Genomic DNA, 20,983 nt, shown 5'->3' on the forward strand with positions numbered 1-20,983 from the left:
CTGAATCAAAGCGAGGAGACATCTCCTCGCTTTTGCCATCTGAAGGAGAGAAAAAAATGGGACAACTGATTGACGGCGTCTGGCATGACACCTGGTACGACACCAAATCCACCGGGGGTAAATTTCAACGTTCAGTCTCGGCATTCCGTAACTGGCTCACTGCGGATGGCGAAGCAGGCCCAACGGGCGTCGGCGGTTTTGCCGCTGAGAAAGATCGCTATCACCTGTACGTCTCGCTCGCCTGTCCGTGGGCACACCGCACGCTGATTCTGCGTAAACTGAAAGGCCTGGAGCCGTTTATTTCCGTTTCCGTGGTTAACCCGCTGATGCTTGAAAATGGCTGGACCTTTGATGACAGCTTCCCGGCTGCGACCGGCGATACGCTGTATCAGCATGAATTCCTGTATCAACTCTATCTGCATGCCGATCCACACTATACCGGGCGCGTTACTGTGCCGGTACTGTGGGATAAGAAAAACCATACCATCGTCAGTAACGAATCTGCCGAAATCATTCGCATGTTCAATACGGCCTTCGACGGTCTGGGTGCAAAAGCGGGCGATTACTACCCTGTCGCCCTGCGCGAGCAAATTGATGAACTGAACGGCTGGATCTACGACACCGTAAATAACGGCGTCTACAAAGCCGGCTTTGCCACCAGCCAGGAAGCCTACAGCGACGCAGTCGAGAAAGTCTTCACCTCACTGGAACGCCTTGAGCAGATCCTCGGTCAGCATCGTTATCTGACGGGCAACCAACTCACTGAGGCTGATATTCGCCTGTGGACCACATTGATTCGCTTTGATCCGGTTTATGTAACGCACTTTAAGTGCGACAAACACCGCATCAGCGATTACCTGAATCTGCACGGCTTTATGCGCGATATCTATCAGATGCCGGGCATTGCCGAAACGGTGAATTTCGATCACATCCGCAATCACTATTTCCGCAGCCATAAAACGATTAACCCTACAGGAATCATTTCCATCGGGCCGTGGCAGGATCTCGACGAGCCGCACGGGCGTGATGAGCGCTTCCGTTAATGACACAGGGCATCCTTCGGGATGCCCTATTAATTGGTTACGTAAATATTTACCACCGTTTCATTCACAGCTATTCTTAATTTGATCGCTTAGAAAACAAGTGATTAACGATTAGCTGAGGCAGAAAATGGATTGGTATCTCAAAGTTCTACGAAATTACATCGGTTTTGGGGGCCGCGCGCGCCGTAAAGAGTACTGGATGTTTATTCTGGTCAACGTCATCTTTACGCTGGTGCTGGGTATTCTCGATAAGATGCTGGGCTGGCAACGCGCCAGCGGTGAAGGCATTCTGACAACAATTTATGGTGTGCTGATTTTCCTGCCCTGGTGGGCCGTCCAGTTCCGCCGTCTGCATGATACCGACCGCTCAGCCTGGTGGCTGTTGCTGCTGATCATCCCGATTATCGGCTGGCTGGTGATTATTATCTTCAACTGCCAGTCGGGTACGCCGGGCGAGAACCGCTTTGGGGCGGATCCGAAGTTGAATTCGTAGCGCATTTATTGCCGGATGGCGCTTCGCTTATCCGGCCTACGCAAGTCCTGTAGGCCGGATAAGGCGCTGAACATAATGACTACTTAACCGCCAGCAGCTTCTGAATTTCCCGCAGACACCACGACTTCGCTTCGCCCATGCTGTCGCGACGCCACGCCATGATAATTTCCACTTCGTTGGTGTATTCCGGGCTCACTACCCGCAAACGCCCCTCGGCGATATCTTTTTCCACCAGCGGATACGGCATGGTCGCCACGCCTAATCCGGCCAGCAGAGCCTGGCGCTTATCTTCCATTGAGGTTACGGTAAGACGTGGCTGTTTATCCAGCAACTGCACCGTCAGCACCGGGCGTTCACGCGCCGTATCTGCCACCGCCACACCGCGGTATTTCACGCGCGTCACTTCAGAGAGCGGTTCCGGCTCCTGATGAATCGGGTGATCTGGCGCGGCGACGTACACGTTCATCACCGAATAGAGTTTGCGGGAGTTAATTTCCGACGACGAGCGGAAATGCATATCCGGCGCAATCACGATATCCGCACGCCCTTGCTCCAGACGTTCCCACGCACCGGCCAGCACTTCGGTGATAATCGACAACTGGGTGTTAGCTTTCAACGCCAGCTTCTCAATCAGCGGGTAGAGCGTAGGCGTTGGAATAAGCGCTTCGGTGACAATCGTCAGATGCGTTTCCCAACCGCGCGCCAGTGCTTCGGCATCGGTCGTCAGCTTATCCGCCGCTTCCAGCAGCACGCGCCCGCGTTCCAGAAGCATCCGCCCGACATTGGTGAATTTTGTTCGATGACCCGAGCGGTCGAACAGCACAACGTCCAGTTCTTCTTCCAGTTTTTGCATGGTGTAGCTTAATGCAGACGGAACGCGTCCCAGCTCATCAGCCGCAGCGGCAAAGCTGCCGCGACGGTCGATTGCATCCATCACCCGCAGGGCTTCCAGCGTTAATGCTCTCTCTTTAGCCATCGTTTTATCATTCAGGAAATTTGAATATACCGGGCAGAATATCTGGCTAACAATGCAGCGTCCATACCTTTACCATTGATTTAGTGTAAAGAGAGGTCAAAAACTATGATTACTACCCGAACAGCCAAACAGTGTGGACAGGCGGACTTCGGCTGGCTCCAGGCTCGCTACACTTTCTCCTTTGGACACTACTTTGACCCGAAACTGCTGGGATACGCCTCTTTGCGTGTCCTGAACCAGGAAGTGCTGGCACCAGGGGCCTCCTTCCAGCCGCGAACTTACCCGAAAGTGGATATCCTTAATATCATCCTCGAAGGGGAAGCGGAGTACCGCAACAGCGAAGGCCATCATGTCCAGGCGAAAGCAGGCGAAGCGCTGCTGATTTCGACCCAGCCGGGCATCAGCTACAGCGAACATAACGTCAGTAAAGATACGCCGCTCACCCGGATGCAACTCTGGCTTGACGCCTGCCCGGAACGCGAAAACCCGCTGGTTCAGAAAGTGGACATTGCAGATGCATCACGACAACTGCTCGCTTCACCGGACGGCGCAGACGGCAGTCTGCAACTGCGTCAGAAGGTGTGGATCCACCATATCGACTTAAAAAAAGGCGAAAAAGCCAGTTTCCACCTCAACGGCCCGCGCGCTTATCTGCAATCGATTCACGGTACCGTGCATGCCGAAACGCTGGCGATGGAAAAAGGGGCGCTCACCTGCGGTGATGGCGCATTTATTCGTGACGAAGATAACATAACGCTGGTTGCCGATACGCCGCTGCGCGCTTTACTGATAGATTTACCTGTATGATTTTCAGGATGAAAAGAGTGAGCAGATGAGTAAAAAAAGCCATAAGAAGCCGCAGGCGAAAAAGCAGGTAAAACCCAAGTCCGTCATTTCAGCGCCGGTAAGTTTCGGTTATGAAGAGATGTTAGGCGAACTCGAAGCGATTGTCGCTGATGCCCAAAACCGCCAGTCGGAAGAGGAAGTGGCGTAAAAAAATCCCCGGTGATACCGGGGATTGTTATTTAAATGGTCGCCTTGTGAGACATAATCTCGATAATTTGTTGGTCCGTATGCTGCATCGCATGGCGCGCCAACGCACACAGATTAGCAATTGAATGCTCGACGTCACACCCCACAATGCCATCGTTGCCACTTACCGCCGATCCATCTAACGCCAGCAGAACGGCTTTCCACGCAGAAGACACACTGGTAGAGACCTTCATCGCGCAGCTGTTAGACGCCCCATCGCAAATCATTCCGCTTACGTCTCCTATCATGCTGGCGATAGCCATTGAGATCACGGCATAATCGCCCCCCGCAAGTAAGGCCATCCCCGCCGCAGCCCCCATCGCCGCTGTCGTAGTCGCACAGAGCGCAGAAAGTCGCGGAAGTTGATTATGAATATAAATGGCGCTTAGGTGCGACAGCATTAATGCTCGCGCCAGTTTTTCATCATCGGCCGCAAAATGCTCCGCGACAATCAACACCGGGAGCGTGGCAGTAATCCCCTGATTACCTGAGCCTGAATTGGTCATGGCAGGAAGCGACGCCCCTCCCATTCTGGCATCAGACGCCGCGCTGGTGCGGATTAAAATAGCCGTCGAAATATCATCAGCCAACAACCCACGATGCCGTTGTTTTTCTAGCGTTCGGCCAAGGTGTAATCCCCATTCGCTTTGCAGGCCCTGCCTGGAGAGCGCATCATTCATCTGGGCAGCGTCGAGAATAAAACGAATCGCCTCAAAGGGAATCTGAATAGCGAAATCGACAATCTCCGCAAGCGTAGCCGATGCCAGACTTTCCAGAGGATTAGGTCGACGCGTTTCGCCGCCCTTCTCCGCAAGGGAAAATAGCGCTCCATCCTGCGTCTCAATGCTGACGATACGCGTGTGATCTCCAACGATGGTCACGCTACACCAGTGCTCGCCAGCACTAAGCCTGGCTCTGGCGTAGAGAATATCCTCGCACGGCGATTGCAATACGATGCGTACCTGCCCATTTTCCAGCATCAATTTCGCCGCCGTAAGGTGGTCCCTGGTGCTGTTTTTCAGTACCTCCAGCCCAGCCCGCGGGTCACCGCCCAGCGCCCCCAGCGCCGCCGCAATAGGTAGGCCCACCATCCCGGTTCCCGGAACGGTCACGCCCATGCCGTTCTTCATCAGATTAGGCGAGACCCACGCGTCAATGCGTTCAATTTTTCCCTGTAAATGCGATGCCGCCACAGCCGCTGCGAGCGCCAATGAGACAGGCTCAGTACAGCCAAGCGCAGGTTTTACCTCCTGCTTTACTGCAGCGAGAAACACATCCCATTTGGGGTTTATTTCATTCTCAAACATAACAACAACCTTTTATAGCGATATCAGGAAAATGCGAGGAATGGAGATACACATAATAGAAGGCCAGTAACAATAATGACCCACAGGGATAACCCCTTATATTTATGCAATGCAGGAACTTTATAGACCAGCCAGGCAGGAATTAAACATCCGACCATGCCGAATATAGGGCTGCAAATCGAAGTAAAACTAAGTACCGGGGCATTCAGAACAATTGCACTCCAGGCCAGGAGAACTGCAAATATCATGATGCCGCGCTGTACGATTTTTTCATTGATTGCATCAGATGAAAATCTACGGCGCAGTACGTTCATTACAATACCCTGAGTCGCTTCACGGAAGCCTAAATAGACACCAAAGAAGGCGGTCATCACCGCGAAGATATTCAGGATAACGCTGACAACTTTCACCCAACCAGCACCTGCGCCGCTAATAAATTGCGCAGCAATCGCCAGTGCAGAAATATTCTGCTCATAGGCTTTGACAGCCTCATCATGCCCCATCGCCAGCGTAAATGAGACGGCATAAAAGAATACAGTTACAAAGAGAATACCAAATGCAATATTCATGGCCCGCAATGCTTTATAGCGTGCGACTTCTATTGATTTTTCCCGAGAACGGTAGGAAATCACCATCGGGCTCAGTGTCTGAATAAAGAGAATGGACGTCAGTGTAAAAGGCAACGTAATGATCGCATTTTTGATTAGCAGGCCTAACGGCGGTAAAGCACCAACATTATAGAGACGCCACATCCCTATCATTGACAGCCCCAACGCAGCGACAACCAGAAGCTTTGTCAGTACCATACCTGATGAGATCTTGAACAGCAGTTTCTCTCCCCGGGAGGAGATTGCCACCAGAACGCAAATAAGCACTAACCCATAAAACGGGTTTTCGGAGAGCAACCCGTCCGTTACGCCAAAGGTTTGCAGATAAGATGCACTGTCGTTGGTGATTGCAGTTGAATAGACGAACATCCAGATGACTAACATCACAAAATAGAGAGCGCCCAACAGGATCCCCCAGTTTTTACCGAGGTAGCCGCTAATCACGCTGGGATAATCTTTGCATTCTGGTGATTCAGCGAGGGTATTAATAAACAGTCGCTGAAAAAGATACATTGCCGGATAACCAATAATCGAAGAGAGTAAAAAAACCCACAGGCCCATTAGCCCAACCTGCACAGGTAAAAAAACAATGCCCGCACCAATTGCCATGCCGATACTCATAATAACCCATCCAGTATCGGTGCTGTCGAACTTGATGGCTTCTTTCCAGGCTTGCTCACTCATATTCTCCCGAGAAAGAGGTACAGCACTTTCCCGAGCAACACAATTTTTTGTCGCCGTTTCCATAACGTAACCACTCTGTGTATAGGTAAGATGTTTATTATTTATCTCGTTGCTACAAAGGCGATATACAACGTATTTTTGGCAGGCTTATTATTAATATAAAGGCATCATACTCGTAGATTGAGAGAAATATTTCACAATATTAAGATGAATAGAGGGTAATATTGACAAAAATTTTCTCTGCCAAGGCGCATATGAAGAAAAAGATACTACCAATAAAGTATGTTTGAACAACATCACATTTTTAATCCAGGGAAAAAGGATAAAAAAAAGCTCCGTCGTGCGGAGCTTTTTCGTGACTGGAGAGTGTTAACTGCACACCACTTTTATCGCCAGCCCGCCACGAGACGTTTCGCGATACTTATCGTTCATATCTTTGCCCGTTTCATACATTGTCTCGATCACTTTATCGAGAGAGACACGCGCTTCACTGGTACGCTGAATAGCCATTCGCGCCGCATTGACCGCTTTTACCGCGTTGATGGCATTACGCTCGATACAGGGAATTTGCACCTGACCGCCAACCGGGTCGCAGGTCAGGCCCAGGTTATGCTCCATGGCGATTTCCGCCGCCATGCACACCTGATGCGGGCTGCCGCCAAGCAGCTCCGTCAGGCCCGCCGCCGCCATTGAAGCTGCAACGCCCACTTCGCCCTGGCAGCCCACTTCTGCGCCAGAAATTGAAGCATTCTGTTTATACAGGCCGCCAATCGCCCCGGCGGTCAGTAAAAAACGCGCCACGGAGTTGCCGTTCACCGTACGACGGAATTTGTCGTAATAGGCCAGCACTGCCGGTACGATACCGCAGGCACCGTTGGTGGGCGCGGTGACGACGCGCCCACCCGCCGCATTCTCTTCACTGACCGCCAGCGCGAACATGTTGATCCAGTCGATCACATTCATCGGATCGCTGGATGTACTGTCGCTGGAGACGAGGATCCGCCGTAACGCCACCGCGCGACGCGGCACATTCATCGGCCCGGGCAACACGCCTTCCGTATTCATACCACGCTCGATCCCGGTGCGCATGACGTGCCAGATCCGCGCAAAACCGGTGTCGATCTCTTCTCTGCTCCTGAGCGCCAGCTCGTTTTGCATCATCAGGCCTGAGATAGACAACCCGTTATCCGTGCACTGTTTTACCAGTTCACTGGCTGAACGGAATGGAAACGGCACCGGCTGTTCGATGTCATGCGCCAGGCCAAACTTTTCCTCTTCGACAATAAAACCGCCGCCCACCGAGTAGTAAGTTTTACTCAGCAGAATCTGGTCGCCGTGACGCGCGGTAAAACGCATGCCGTTCTCGTGGCGCGGCAGGGTCTCGTCATGAAAGACCACGTCATCATTCACAGAGAACGGCACCACGGCAGCGCCTTGCGCGACCGTTAGACGCCCGCTGCGCTGTACGGCGCGAATAAATGCCGGAATGGCGTCAATATCGACGCTATCCGGGCGATTGCCGGCCAGCCCCATAATCACCGCGATATCGGTGGCATGCCCTTTCCCGGTGAGCGACAGCGAACCATAGAGATCAACCGTCAGACCGGTTATTTGCGACAGCGCCCCACTCTTCTCGAGTTCATCAATAAAGGATTTCCCGGCATTCATCGGCCCAACCGTGTGCGAACTGGATGGCCCAACGCCGATTTTGAACATATCGAATGTGCTAATCATATCCGTGACCTCGATACGACTTCAGAGACGGGCTGCCGGATAGCAGCCCGGTGTGGCTACAACTGATTTACAGGCTATCTCCCCGAACGGCAATTGCCTCAATTTCCAGCTTCACATCCTTCGGTAATCTCGCCACCTGCACGCAGCTGCGCGTCGGGTAAGTCGCATGATGATCGTCGAAGAACTGCTGATAAACCTGGTTGATGGTCGCAAAATCATTCAGGTCAGTGATAAATACCGTCGTCTTCACGATACTCCCCACTTCAAGGCCTGCCGCCGTGATGATGGCTTTGACGTTCTCCAGGCTCATTCGCGCCTGATCCGCCACATCCGCCGGGATCTCGCCGTTTTGTGGATTCACCGGGATCTGCCCGGAGGTGAAGATCATTTTTCCTAAATCGATCCCTTGTACGTAGGGGCCAATCGCACCCGGCGCACGGGTGGTTTCAATCATCTTTTTCATGCGCTCTCCAGTTCTCAAAGTGCCTGAGTAAAGGTTCGGAAAATTACGTCCTGTTGCTGCTCACGCGTCAGCGCATTAAAGCGCACCGCGTAGCCCGAGACGCGAATCGTTAAGTTCGGGTAATTTTCCGGATGCGCGATGGCATCCAGCAGCATGTCGCGGTTCATCACGTTGACGTTAAGATGCTGGCCGCCTTCTATCGACGCTTCATGATGGAAATAGCCATCAAGCAGGCCGACGAGGTTGGTCTTGCGTACCGCATCCTCTTTGCCGAGCGCTGCCGGAACAATCGAGAAGGTGTAGGAAATCCCGTCTTTGGCATAGGTAAACGGCAGCTTCGCCACCGATGTCAGCGAGGCAACCGCACCTTTGCGATCGCGTCCGTGCATCGGGTTGGCACCCGGCGCAAATGGCGTGCCCGCGCGGCGGCCGTCCGGCGTATTCCCGGTTTTCTGGCCATACACCACGTTCGAGGTGATGGTCAGAATCGACTGGGTCGGTACGGCGTTACGGTAGGTTGGCAGCACTTTGATTTTCTTCATAAAGCGCTCAACCAGGTCACAGGCGATGCTATCGACACGTTCGTCATTGTTACCGTATTGCGGATAATCGCCCTCGATTTCAAAATCGACAGCCAGCCCGTTTTCATCACGAATCGGTTTTACGCGGGCATATTTGATAGCCGACAGGGAATCTGCAGCCACCGATAACCCGGCCATACCGCAGGCCATGGTGCGATAGACATCGCGGTCGTGCAGTGCCATCAGCGACGCTTCGTAGCTGTATTTGTCATGCATGTAGTGAATGACGTTCAGCGCGCTGATGTACTGCACCGCCAGCCAGTCCATAAAGTGATCGAGGCTTTCCATGACGGTGTCGTAATCCAGCACCTCATCCAACAACGGCGCGGTTTTCGGGCCGACCTGGATTTTCAGCTTCTCATCCACCCCACCGTTAATGGCGTACAGCAGCGTTTTCGCGAGGTTGGCGCGCGCACCGAAGAACTGCATCTGCTTGCCAATAACCATCGGGCTGACGCAGCAGGCGATGGCGTAGTCATCGCTGTCGAAGTCTGCGCGCATCAGATCGTCGTTTTCATACTGCAGGGATGAGGTGACGATAGAGACCTGCGCCGCATACTGCTTGAATGCTTTCGGCAGCGCTTCCGACCACAGTATGGTCAGGTTAGGCTCTGGCGCGGGGCCCATGGTGTGCAGAGTATGCAGGTAACGAAACGCGTTTTTGCTTACCAGCGTGCGGCCATCCAGCCCCATCCCGCCGATCACTTCCGTCGCCCAAATCGGGTCGCCGGAGAAGAGCGTGTCAAATTCCGGGGTACGCAGGAAACGCACCATGCGGATCTTCATAATAAAGTGGTCGATCAGCTCCTGCGCCTGCTGTTCCGTTAGCTCACCCGCCTGCATATCGCGCTCGATATAGATATCAAGGAAGGTGGCCGTGCGGCCCAGCGACATCGCGCCGCCGTTCTGCGATTTCACCGCCGCCAGGTAGGCGAAATAGAGCCACTGCACCGCCTCCTGAGCATTACGTGCCGGGCGCGAGATATCGCAACCATACTTCGCTGCCATCTCCTGCATTTGCAGCAGCGCGCGGCGATGTTCTGCCAGCTCTTCACGCAGGCGAATGGTGGCTTCCAGGCTTTCGCCCCACTCCAGTTTGTTCTGTAAGTCCGCAAATTGCAGCTCGCGTTCGCGCACCAGATAACGGATGCCGTACAGCGCCACGCGGCGGTAATCGCCGATAATGCGCCCGCGCCCGTAGCCATCCGGCAAGCCGGTCAGCACGCCCGATTTGCGGCAACGCAGCATATCCGGCGAGTAGGCGTCAAATACGCCCTGGTTATGGGTTTTACGCAGCGACGTGAACTGGTACTCGAAATCGGCATCCATTTCGCGGCCATAGGCCTCGAAAGAGCTTTTGATCATATTGATGCCGCCGAACGGATGCAGCGCGCGTTTCAGCGGTTTATCCGTTTGCAGGCCGACGATTTTTTCCAGATCTTTTTCGATATAACCCGCATCGTGCACGGTGATGGTGGTCGCGATATTGGTGTCAAAATCGACCGGGGCGTGAGTGGCATTCTCGGTACGAATGCCTTCCATCACTTTTTCCCACAATGCGGTCGTCGCCGATGTCGCTTCCGCAAGGAAAGACTCATCGCCTTCATACGGCGTGTAGTTCTGCTGAATAAATTCGCGAACGTTAATCTCGTCCTGCCATTCGCTACCCTTAAAACCGCGCCATGCATCGGCAAAATGCATATCGTTAAGATCGATATTTACCTTCATGAAACTCTTCTCTCAATTTTAAAAGCGATTAACTCAGGCGTATTCCGCTACCGTATTAATATTTCCTAAACGGATAGCGTCCAGCGCAATCATTTTTTCTTCATTGGTCGGAATAACGGCGCAGACGACACTGGAATGTTCGTCAGAAATAATACGTTCGCCGCAGGAATTAGGTTGGTTATTCATTTCGCGACTCACCACCACGCCCAGCACGCGTAAATGCTCCATCACCATTTGGCGGATAAGTACCGAATTTTCACCGATACCGCCGGTGAAAATAATACCGTCCAGCCGGGTCAGCGATGCCGCGTGTCCGGCAATATGGCGCGCAATGCGATGGACAAAGGTTTTGATCGCCAGCTGCGCGCGCTCATGCCCTTCGTGCCACGCTTTTTCCAGGGTGCGCAGGTCTGATGACAATCCGGAAATACCCAGCAGGCCAGACTCTTTATTGACGATGTGCTCAAGGTCGCTCATCGTCTGGTTGGTCTGGCTGGCAATCCACGCCATCGCGCCAAAATCGACGTCGCCGCTGCGGGTGCCCATCATCAGGCCTTCCAGCGGCGTCATGCCCATCGACGTATCTACGCTCTGCCCGTTGTGTACCGCGCAAATAGATGCCCCGTTGCCCAGGTGCGCAATCACCAGCCCGGAATCGGCTTCCTGTAACCCCAGCAGGCCATACGTCTGTTTTGCGACATAACGATGAGAGGTGCCGTGGAAACCGTAGCGGCGCACGCCCAGCTCTTCAGTGTATTTCCATGGTAGACCATAGAGATACGCTTCTGGCGGCAGCGTCTGATGGAAGCTGGTGTCAAACACGGCAACCTGCTGTACGCCCGGGAAAAGCTGGCGGGCGGACTCAATCCCGCTCAGGTTGGCGTAGTTATGCAACGGCGCCAGCGGCGAAACTTTACGGATACTGTCAATCACTGCGTCAGTAATTAAAACAGACTGGGTAAAGATATCGCCGCCGTGGGCGATGCGGTGGCCAATTAAGGCCACATTGTCCATTAAATTGCGTTTTTCAAGTTCAAATGAGATAGCGCTTAATGCAGCTTCATAAGTGGGTTGGGACAGCGGCGAAATATCGCCGCCGTTGACCGTTAAACCCGCCTGTTCAGTATTAATACCCTCCGCGATACCCGCCAGTAATACATCACAGGTATCAACATCCAGTACTGAAAATTTAATAGACGATGAACCGCTATTAATAACCAATACAACCGGGAACTCATTCATATTACGACTCCGCTCATCCTGAGCATGTTAATTAAAACAGTTTGTAGACGATATTCAGAATGGTCAGCAGACCAATCGCGGTAACGAAGACGTTATCCAGTTTGCCGCGGTATTTCGCCAGCGACGGTGCTTTACGGATGGCATACATCGGCAGCAAGCAGAGCAGAGAAGCGATAATCGGCGCGCCCATGGCTTCAATCAGGTCCAGGATGTTCGGGTTGGCGTAGGCCACCACCCAGGTAGAACCCATGATGAAAATCATGCTGATGGTATTCAGTTTGCCGGTGGAAACTTTGGTTTTGTCACCCTTGTAACCGAACTTCAGCACCAGGCCATTCAGCCCTTCCAGCGTGCCCAGGTAGTGGCCGAAGAAGGATTTGAAGATAGCAACCAGCGCGATGATGGAGGCACCATACTCAAGCGTGGTGGCAAACGTCGATTTCTGACCCGCCATGGAGGAGAAGTGGTTCGCCAGATACGACAGCACCGGGATGTTCTGCGCTTTCGCTTCCGCCATGTTTGCCGGAGAGAGCGTAAACAGGCAACTGAAGGCGAAGAACATCACCACGGCCACCATCAGCATACTGGCGCGGGAGATAATTTTAGAGCACTTACGCTCGGTATAATCACGGCCAAATTCGCCTTCGTACTCTTCACGCTTAGAGACCACGAAAGAGGAGACAATCGGTGAGAAGTTGAAGGAGAACACCATGATGGAAATCCCCAGCCACACGGTGACCAGAATGCCATCGTGACCGGTCAGCGAGATATCGCTGAGGCTAACCTGGTCAATAACCGCAGAGTTCCAGTAAGGAATCAGGGAGAGCGAAATTAGCACCAGGCTCGCGATGAACGGGAACACCAGGAAGCTCATCACTTTCACCATCAGATCTTTACCGAAGTAAATGACGAACGCCATCAACAACAGCAGGAACAATGCCACCAGGCCACGGTTTAACGCGGGCATCTGGAGCTGGTTTTCCCAGAAGGTCATGAAGGTGTTGGTAATGGTAACGCCATAAATCCACAGCAGTGGGCAGATAGCAAAGAAGTACAGGAAGGTGATAACCACCCCGCCGGTTTTACCAAAGTGCTCTTCTACCGTTTCAGTGATGTTTCCGGAAGGGTTAGATCCTGAAAGACACAGGCGCGCCAGCGCGCGGTGGCAATAAAAGGCAATGGGGTAAGCCAATAACAGCATTAATAATATTGGGATAAGGCCGCCGTAGCCTGCGCGAATTGGGAAGAATAAAACCCCGGCACCAATCGCTGTACCGAATAAACCCAACGTCCATGTGGTATCCGATTTACGCCAGGAGGCTTCTTTAGAATGGCTTACATTAATACTTTCTGTCGTACTCATATCTTATCCTTTGATTAAAGTACCCGTCATTCTTTAAATACCAGGCCAGCGCCGTTCGGCGCGCGGCCCGTAAATAATGATCAGGAAAATGGATTAAGCACCAACATACCCTGTAATTTGGGAAACACGAGAAAGGTCGATATTCCCACCTGAAATAATACTGACCGTTTTACGGCCACGAATATAATCGTCGAGCTTGCCGCTTAAGAGTGCCGCCGACGCTAATGCCCCCGCGCCTTCTGTCACCACTTTATTACGCTGAATTAATGCAATCATGCTGTCGCGAATTTCGTCTTCAGTGACCAGAACAATATCGTCAACCAGCTCACGCACAATTTCGAAGGTCAGGTTGCCCGGACGCGCAACGTCGCAGCCGTCAGCCAGCGTCGTGCAGGTGCGGTGATTGGTGATTTCACCGGCATAGAACGATGCGGCCATACCGTGAACATTTTCAGACTGCACACCGATAATTTTGATTGTCGGGTTAATGGATTTGATCGCCGTGGCGATCCCGGCAATCAGGCCGCCGCCGCCGATTGGCACGATGACGTTATCCACATCATAAAGGTCTTCAAGGATCTCCAGACCAATCGTTCCCTGACCAGCAATCACCAGCGCGTCATCATAAGGAGGAATAAAGATGCGGCCTTCGGTTTCAACGATTTCGCTGACTTTGGCAATCGTGTCGTTGAAGTTATCGCCGTGAAGAATCACTTCCGCAGAGTAATCCTGCGTCGCCGCAACTTTCGATTTCGGCGCACCTTTTGGCATCACGACCTTGCCGTCAATCCCAAGCATCGCGCAGGAAAGAGAAACGCCCTGCGCATGGTTGCCCGCTGAACAGGCGACCACGCCTTTACGGCGTTCAGCTTCCGTCAACGCGCTTAGTTTGTTAAATGCGCCGCGAATTTTAAAGGAACCCGTACGCTGCATATTTTCAAACTTCAGAAATATTTCACCTTTGCAGCGTTCGCTAAGATAATTTGAGCGCGGCATCCCGGTTTTATAAATTTTACCGGCCAGTCTTTTTTTCGCTGTTTGAATATCGTCAAGCGTTACAGGCAGATCGTAGGTAATATGCATCATATCCTCTTATCAGAATGGCTTTCTGATGTTTAGACAAAATCAGGGTGTCAGAGTATTTAATGACTCTGGGTTTCGTTTACGTTATTAGCTGTTTTTATTTAACAGGCTATTAATTCATTTCCGCCTTCCCGGCCTTCGACGAATATTCTTTCGCCAAATCAACCAATACTGAGGCAGATTTTTTAATCCGATAATTTTTAGACCACACTGCTGCATAGCGCGCTACCGGTAATACATCTTCAACCTTTAGCGTAATAAATTGTTTAGAGCCAAATGGCGCAATCATATCTCTTGGGATCACCGTCAGGAATCCGGCATTCAGCACCAGGTTGTAAATGGTGACGACAGAATCGGTTTTTACAATATTTTCGGTGCTGATGTGATGAAGATGGAGGGTGGTGAGAAGTTCTTTGTAGTAACCCATATCCGTTTGCGGTAAAACCCACTGCGCGTTCGAGAGCGACTCCAGCGTAACCGTTGACGTATACGTTCGCGATTTCGATGCGACGACAACAAATTCAGACTCGAACAGCGGCTCTACCTGCAAATCCTGAAGCTGCATTTCATCACTCAATGTACCAATGGCAAAATCTAAGCGTCCATCACGCAGGGCCGGTAAAAACGACGAAAGCTGTGCTTCAAACATGGTGACCTGCGCCGCCGGGAACACCGTTTTAAAGGTTTTAATCATCTCGGGTAAGAAGGTAAAACCGATTAGCGACGGGTAACCAAACGAAACGTCAACCACGCTGTTGCAGCTCAGGCTGTTCATCTCGTTGACCATGTTTTTCATTTCACGGGTGATGGATTCGGAGTAGCTCAGCAACACCTGACCTGCGCTGGTCAACGTGACGCCGGTATTTTTACGCACCATCAACTCGATACCAAAGTTAGACTCAATGTCGTTAATAATTTTGCTGACCGCCGGTTGGGTAAGCCCAAGCTGCTTGGCAGCTGAACCAAAAGAACCACTTCTAATGACTTCCTGAAACACCACTAACTGTTGTGTTTTTGGCAGAAGAACATTATCCATTTTTCTTTCCCCCTTTATTTCCATTTGGCGAGAGGGATTCTAATAAATATAGGAGAGTAAGATGTGTGCTATTACTCACAATTTACTTTAAACCTGTATAAACACAGGTCACAAAATACAATAAAAACATTATAAATCATATGGTTATTAATACACTCAAGTGACTTTACCCTGACTTTTATCAACAAAAATAAGGTGTATAACTTTATTTTATGGCGATAAATAAAGCACCTTTAAACATATAAAAAACCAAATCAAAAGATCACCTTTCAACCAATTTCAGGGCACTTTTTACCCTATTGTGCGAATTAACATTCTTTTTAATATATAAAATAAACTGGTAAAAAAGCCTGTTATCAAAAAAATTCTTCGTACAACGTCACAGATACCCAGGACAAACATACATTCACGTTAATATGTTTAGATCACTATCGTTAACATACTTGAGACATATAAGAAACATTGCGAATATTTCAAAAACCTGTTTTTGTTTTGTTTTACGGTAAAATCATGAAGAAAAAAGCACGACAGGCAGCATAAAAATCCGCTGTATTTCACCCGATCAGTGTTTTGTGCATTGTGTCGCAATTCTGCAAAATGGCACACGTAGATGCAGGAGGAAGAGAAGGAAATAGCGGTTGTCGGGGCAGAAAAGCAAAAACCCGCCGAAGCGGGTTTTGCCTGAAAAAAGTGAAACTGACCGATAAGCCGGGTTCTGTCGTGGACAGTCATTCATCTAGGCCAGCAATCGCTCACTGGCTCAAGCAGCCTACCCGGGTTCAGTACGGGCCGTACCTTATGAACCCCTATTTGGCCTTGCTCCGGGTGGAGTTTACCGTGCCACGGACTGTTACCAGCCGCGCGGTGCGCTCTTACCGCACCCTTTCACCCTTACCTGATCCCGCTTGCACGGGCCATCGGCGGTTTGCTCTCTGTTGCACTGGTCGTGGGCTGTTACACCCCCCAGGCGTTACCTGGCACCTTGCCCTATGGAGCCCGGACTTTCCTCCCCTCCGCCCGTCTCCCCCGAAGAGGACGACGACGAAGCGGCGACTGTCTGGTCAGCTTCGGCGCGAAGTATAGAGGGTTTGCGCGCCCTTGTCACCCCGCGCTGCGCATTCCGACCGCAAGCGTGGCCGCAATGTTGCGTGAAGCGCGGTAAATGTTGTCAAATGCGCCGCGAAACGCCTCCTCCAGCGTGCCGATACTGGTCAGCACGCTAAATACCGCATCGATACCATATTGATGTACCACGCCCACGTCACGCGTCAGGCTACCCGCAATACCAATCACCGGTTTATGATACTTTTTCGCCACGCTTGCCACGCCAATCGGCACTTTGCCATGAATGCTTTGGCTGTCAATGCGCCCTTCCCCGGTGACCACCAGCGTGCAGTCGTGAATATGCTCTTCCAGATTCAGCGCGGTGGTGACTATCTCAATGCCGCTTTTCAGCTCCGCACCAAGAAACGCCATCAGCGCAGCCCCCATGCCGCCTGCCGCGCCCGCGCCAGGCACCTCTTTAACGTCTACGCGCAGCGATGTCTTGATCACATCGGCATAGTGCGACAGGTTGTTATCGAGTTCGCGGATCATCGCCTCGTCAGCCCCTTTCTGCGGGCCAAAGATGCGGGATGCGCCGCTATCGCCGATTAGCGGGTTGGTCACATCACAAGCGACGCGGATGCTGCAATGTTGAATGCGGGGATCGAGGCCCGAGATATCGATGGAATTCAGGCTATCAAGGCTGCCACCGCCAAAACCGATGTCAGTGCCATTGGCATCCTGGAGTTTCGCGCCCAGTGCCTGGACCATGCCTGCACCACCGTCATTAGTGGCGCTGCCGCCAATGCCAATAATAATGTTGGTTGCGCCGCTTTCCAGCGCTTGCAGGATGAGCTCACCGGTACCGCGAGAGGTTGTCACCAGTGGATTACGCTTCTCCGGAGGAACCAGCGCCAGCCCACTGGCTGCCGCCATTTCGATAAACGCGGTTTTTCCGTCGCCAGACATTCCCCAGTTGGCGTTCACCTTTTCGCCCAAAGGCCCGGTGACCCACGCATGATGTTCAGAGCCTTGCGTGGCAGCAATCATCGCTTCAACCGTTCCTTCGCCGCCGTCAGCAACCGGAACAGAAACATACTGCGCATCAGGAAATATTTCCCGAAATCCTTTTTCTATCGCCTGAGCTACCTCGGAGGCAGAAAGGCTTTCTTTGTAAGAGTCTGGGGCGATTACGATTTTCATAGTGATAGCCTGTTGCTGCACAACGCCGGATGGCGTTTCACTTATCCGGCCTACAATGTAGGCCCGGTAAGCTAAGCGCCACCGGGCACAACGTCCTTAGCGAGTGACTTCCACTTTCGCCAGTTTTTCGTAGTAGCACGCCAGGGCGCTATGGTCTGCCGTTCCCAGTCCATCAGCACGCAGGGCCTGCATCATTTCCATGACCGCAGCGGTAAGCGGCAGTTGTGCACCAACGCCGTGAGAAGTGTCCAGGGCGTTCGCCAGATCCTTGATATGCAGGTCGATACGGAAGCCGGGTTTAAAGTTTCTATCCATCACCATAGGGGCTTTAGCTTCCAACACGGTGCTGCCCGCCAGGCCGCCACGAATCGCCTGGAATACCAGTTCCGGGTTAACACCCGCTTTGGTTGCCAGCGTCAGCGCTTCGGACATCGCAGCGATGTTCAACGCGACAATCACCTGGTTTGCCAGTTTAGTGACGTTGCCTGCGCCAATTTCACCGGTATGCACCACGGAGCCCGCCATCGCTTTCATCAGGTCGTAGTATTTGTCGAAAATCGCCTTGTCGCCGCCAACCATGACAGAGAGCGTGCCGTCGATCGCTTTCGGCTCACCACCGCTGACCGGCGCATCCAGCATATCCACGCCTTTTGCTTTCAGTGCTTCACTGATTTCGCGGCTCGCCAGCGGCGCAATAGAACTCATGTCGATAAGAACCGTGCCCGGCTTCGCACCTTCGATAATTCCGCCTTCACCCAGCGCAACCTCTTTCACGTGCGGGGAGTTCGGCAGCATGGTGATAATCACATCGCACTGCTCGGCAATACCTTTGGCAGTGCTTGCGGTTTCTGCGCCTAAGGCAATCAGCTCAGCAATCACTTCCGGGTTACGATCGGAAACCACCAGCGAGTAACCGGCTTTAATGAGGTTTTTACTCATTGGTTTACCCATGATGCCCAGGCCAATAAAACCAACTTTCATCGTCATAATTGTCTCTCTCTCTTATTGCGGTGGTGGTTATTTTTTAAAGGAATCAGCCAGTTTCTGCGTGGCAGAACGGAAAACGCCGAGGTCGCTGCCGACGGCGACAAAGGTCGCACCCCAGTCAAGGTAGCGACGCGCGTCCGCGTCAACCGGGGCCAGAATGCCGCTCGGTTTGCCGTGTGCTTTTGCACGCGCAAAAATGTGCTGGATAGCTTTCTGTACATCCGGGTGCGATGCGTTGCCAAGATGGCCCAGTACCGCAGCCAGGTCGCTTGGGCCAACGAAAATACCGTCCACGCCTTCGGTCGCCGCGATAGCATCAACGTTATCGACGCCCTGCTGGCTTTCAATTTGTACCAGGATGGTGATGTTCTTGTTCGACTGCGCGAAGTAGTCCGGCACCGTGCCAAACATGTTGGCGCGATGTGAAACGGAGACGCCGCGAATACCTTCCGGCGGGTAGCGCGTCGAGGCTACGGCCTGCACAGCTTCTTCTTCGGTTTCCACAAACGGGATCAGGAAGTTATAAAAACCGATATCCAGCAGACGCTTAATAATCACCGGCTCGTTCGTCGGCACACGCACCACCGGTGCGCTGCTGCTGCCCTTCAGAGCCATCAGTTGTGGAATAAAGGTAGAGATATCGTTTGGCGCATGTTCACCGTCCAGCACCAGCCAGTCGAACCCGGCCAGGCCCAGCACTTCGGTGCTGATGGGGCTTGCCAGCGCTGACCAGCAGCCAATTTGAATCTGTTTGGCGGCCAGCGCGGCCTTGAATTTATTCGGGAAGATATCGTTATTCATCGCTTATACCTTGTCTCTTAACCGTTAATTATTTCTGCAATTCCATACGCTTGATGTCACCGACGACAAACAGGTAGCAGAACATCGCCATCAGTGCCGAACAGCCGACGAAGACCAGCGCGGCGTTGAAAGAATGCAGTTCACTAACCAGATAGCCAATCACCAGCGGCGTCACGATAGAGGCTACGTTGCCAAACACGTTAAATACTCCGCCGCACAGGCCTACAATTTCTTTCGGCGCGGTGTCGGAAATTACCGGCCAGCCCAGCGCGCCAAACCCTTTACCGAAGAACGCCAACGCCATCAGCGTGACCACCAGTGCGGTATTATTGGTGTAGTTACACAGGATGATGGTCGACGCCAACAGCATGCCCAGCACAATCGGTAACTTACGCGCTAACGTAATGGTGGCCCCGCGTTTAATCAGATAATCCGAGAACACACCGCCCAGTACGCCACCGGCAAAACCACACAGCGCCGGAATTGATGCCACCAGGCCCACTTTCAAAATCGACATCCCTTTTTCCTGTACCAGATAAATCGGGAACCAGGTAAGGAAGAACCAGGTGATGGTGTTGATAAAGTATTGCCCGAAGAACACGCCCAGCATCATGCGGTTGGTCAATAACTGTTTGATGTAGTGGAGTTTTGGCCCCTGTGTCGTGCTGCCTGGCTTTTTGTGATCCATATCGACCACGGCGCCGTTATCAGAGATGAACTTCAGTTCTTCCGCCGACATACGAGGGTGGTCGGTCGGGTTATGAATCAGCTTGATCCACAGCCCCGTCAGCACAAAACCAATCACGCCCATCACGGTAAAGACATGCTCCCAGCCCCAGGCGAAGGTCAGCCAGCCCAGCAGCGGAGAGAAGAGCGCCAGAGAGAAGTACTGCGCCGAGTTAAAGATAGCGGACGCGGTGCCACGCTCTTTAGTCGGGAACCAGGCCGCGACAATACGTGCGTTAGCCGGGAAGGATGGCGCTTCCGAGAAACCAAGCATAAAACGCATAAAGAACATGGAGATACCTGCCCAGGCGAGCGGGAACATGTCCACAAACCCTTGCAGGAACGTAAACAGCGACCAGAAGAAGAGACTGTAAGAGTAAACCTTCTTCGAGCCGAATTTATCGAGCAGCCAGCCGCCTGGGATCTGCATCAGCAGGTAAGCCCAGCCAAACGCGGAGAAGATATAGCCCATAGAAACCGCACTCAATTGCAGTTCTTTGGCCACTTCTGTACCAGCAATGGATAACGTAGCGCGGTCCGCGTAGTTAACGGCGGTAACAATAAAGATAATGAGTAAGATTAAATATCGGGTTGGTACACCTTTCTTCGATTCGACAGCAGTATCCAGCATCATTTAATTTATCCTCGGGCACAGGATGCCTTATATTATTTATTTTTTACTAAGGCATATTTCACTGATTATTTATCGACAGCAGGAATATCGAATAGCTAACCAGACACAATGAAATCGTGATTCAGTATAATCAGCATCGCTGGTCTACACACTGTGCAATTACACAATTTGAATATTTTAATATTGCATAGTATTGAGCATATGCACATCTCTTT

At 52.1% G+C, this 20,983-nt stretch carries 18 protein-coding genes and 1 other RNA gene; 4 read left to right on the top strand and 15 right to left on the bottom strand.

Features of this window, described 5'->3' with window-relative positions:
• The first annotated feature begins 56 nt into the window (after positions 1-56).
• Together NMC31_RS15065 and NMC31_RS15070 are read left to right on the top strand one after the other, a co-directional pair.
• Positions 57-1,043 (top strand): glutathione S-transferase family protein, encoded by a 987-nt coding sequence (locus NMC31_RS15065; protein WP_253898355.1) that lies wholly within the window; start codon positions 57-59, stop codon positions 1,041-1,043.
• 127 nt (positions 1,044-1,170) lie between these two features.
• Positions 1,171-1,536: a DUF805 domain-containing protein gene (locus NMC31_RS15070; RefSeq protein ID WP_108475028.1), complete on the top strand. Its 366-nt coding sequence runs from the start codon at positions 1,171-1,173 to the stop codon at positions 1,534-1,536.
• 79 nt (positions 1,537-1,615) lie between these two features.
• On the opposite strand, the gene NMC31_RS15075 is transcribed toward NMC31_RS15070, so the two are convergent.
• Positions 1,616-2,512, bottom strand: coding sequence for a LysR family transcriptional regulator (locus NMC31_RS15075; RefSeq protein ID WP_149463942.1), 897 nt, complete (start codon positions 2,510-2,512; stop codon positions 1,616-1,618).
• Between the two features lie 105 nt (positions 2,513-2,617).
• Here NMC31_RS15075 and NMC31_RS15080 point away from each other — a divergent pair, with 105 nt between their 5' ends.
• On the top strand, positions 2,618-3,319 hold the full coding sequence (locus NMC31_RS15080; RefSeq protein WP_253898356.1) for a pirin family protein: 702 nt from the start codon (positions 2,618-2,620) through the stop codon (positions 3,317-3,319).
• Positions 3,320-3,344: 25 nt separating this feature from the next.
• Entirely contained in the window at positions 3,345-3,506 is a 162-nt protein-coding gene (locus NMC31_RS15085) for a protein YhaL (protein ID WP_253898357.1), read from the top strand.
• Positions 3,507-3,537: 31 nt separating this feature from the next.
• Here NMC31_RS15085 and NMC31_RS15090 read toward each other — a convergent pair whose 3' ends face one another.
• The 14 genes from NMC31_RS15090 to garP all read right to left on the bottom strand — a co-directional run bounded on the left by NMC31_RS15090 (position 3,538) and on the right by garP (position 20,768).
• Complete coding sequence (locus NMC31_RS15090; RefSeq protein WP_253898358.1) at positions 3,538-4,851, bottom strand: L-cysteine desulfidase family protein; 1,314 nt, start codon at positions 4,849-4,851, stop codon at positions 3,538-3,540.
• A 23-nt stretch (positions 4,852-4,874) separates the two neighbouring features.
• Positions 4,875-6,206: an SLC5/6 family protein gene (locus NMC31_RS15095; RefSeq protein WP_149463945.1), complete on the bottom strand. Its 1,332-nt coding sequence runs from the start codon at positions 6,204-6,206 to the stop codon at positions 4,875-4,877.
• Between the two features lie 306 nt (positions 6,207-6,512).
• Positions 6,513-7,877: an L-serine ammonia-lyase gene (gene tdcG, locus NMC31_RS15100; RefSeq protein ID WP_253898359.1), complete on the bottom strand. Its 1,365-nt coding sequence runs from the start codon at positions 7,875-7,877 to the stop codon at positions 6,513-6,515.
• A 67-nt stretch (positions 7,878-7,944) separates the two neighbouring features.
• Positions 7,945-8,340 (bottom strand): enamine/imine deaminase, encoded by a 396-nt coding sequence (locus NMC31_RS15105; protein WP_015962903.1) that lies wholly within the window; start codon positions 8,338-8,340, stop codon positions 7,945-7,947.
• 14 nt (positions 8,341-8,354) lie between these two features.
• A complete protein-coding gene (gene pflB / locus NMC31_RS15110; RefSeq protein WP_253898360.1) occupies positions 8,355-10,649 on the bottom strand; it encodes a formate C-acetyltransferase in 2,295 nt (764 codons plus the stop codon).
• Positions 10,650-10,682: 33 nt separating this feature from the next.
• Entirely contained in the window at positions 10,683-11,891 is a 1,209-nt protein-coding gene (gene tdcD, locus NMC31_RS15115) for a propionate kinase (protein WP_253898361.1), read from the bottom strand.
• 31 nt (positions 11,892-11,922) lie between these two features.
• On the bottom strand, positions 11,923-13,254 hold the full coding sequence (gene tdcC / locus NMC31_RS15120; RefSeq protein ID WP_149463950.1) for a threonine/serine transporter TdcC: 1,332 nt from the start codon (positions 13,252-13,254) through the stop codon (positions 11,923-11,925).
• Positions 13,255-13,347: 93 nt separating this feature from the next.
• On the bottom strand, positions 13,348-14,337 hold the full coding sequence (gene tdcB, locus NMC31_RS15125; RefSeq protein ID WP_108475019.1) for a bifunctional threonine ammonia-lyase/L-serine ammonia-lyase TdcB: 990 nt from the start codon (positions 14,335-14,337) through the stop codon (positions 13,348-13,350).
• Positions 14,338-14,449: 112 nt separating this feature from the next.
• Entirely contained in the window at positions 14,450-15,373 is a 924-nt protein-coding gene (tdcA, locus tag NMC31_RS15130) for a transcriptional regulator TdcA (protein ID WP_253898362.1), read from the bottom strand.
• A gap of 688 nt (positions 15,374-16,061) precedes the next feature.
• An RNA gene (gene rnpB, locus NMC31_RS15135) (RNase P RNA component class A) lies at positions 16,062-16,442 on the bottom strand.
• Between the two features lie 32 nt (positions 16,443-16,474).
• Positions 16,475-17,620: a glycerate 2-kinase gene (garK, locus tag NMC31_RS15140; protein ID WP_253898363.1), complete on the bottom strand. Its 1,146-nt coding sequence runs from the start codon at positions 17,618-17,620 to the stop codon at positions 16,475-16,477.
• Positions 17,621-17,716: 96 nt separating this feature from the next.
• Complete coding sequence (gene garR, locus NMC31_RS15145; RefSeq protein ID WP_149463953.1) at positions 17,717-18,607, bottom strand: 2-hydroxy-3-oxopropionate reductase; 891 nt, start codon at positions 18,605-18,607, stop codon at positions 17,717-17,719.
• A gap of 30 nt (positions 18,608-18,637) precedes the next feature.
• A complete protein-coding gene (garL, locus tag NMC31_RS15150; protein WP_253898364.1) occupies positions 18,638-19,408 on the bottom strand; it encodes a 2-dehydro-3-deoxyglucarate aldolase in 771 nt (256 codons plus the stop codon).
• A 28-nt stretch (positions 19,409-19,436) separates the two neighbouring features.
• Positions 19,437-20,768 carry a galactarate/glucarate/glycerate transporter GarP gene (garP, locus tag NMC31_RS15155; RefSeq protein WP_149463955.1) on the bottom strand — a complete coding sequence of 444 codons (1,332 nt, stop codon included), beginning with the start codon at positions 20,766-20,768 and terminating at the stop codon, positions 19,437-19,439.
• Positions 20,769-20,983 lie beyond the last annotated feature (215 nt).

The sequence above is a fragment of the Pseudocitrobacter vendiensis genome (assembly GCF_943590815.1).
Lineage (GTDB): Bacteria > Pseudomonadota > Gammaproteobacteria > Enterobacterales > Enterobacteriaceae > Pseudocitrobacter > Pseudocitrobacter vendiensis.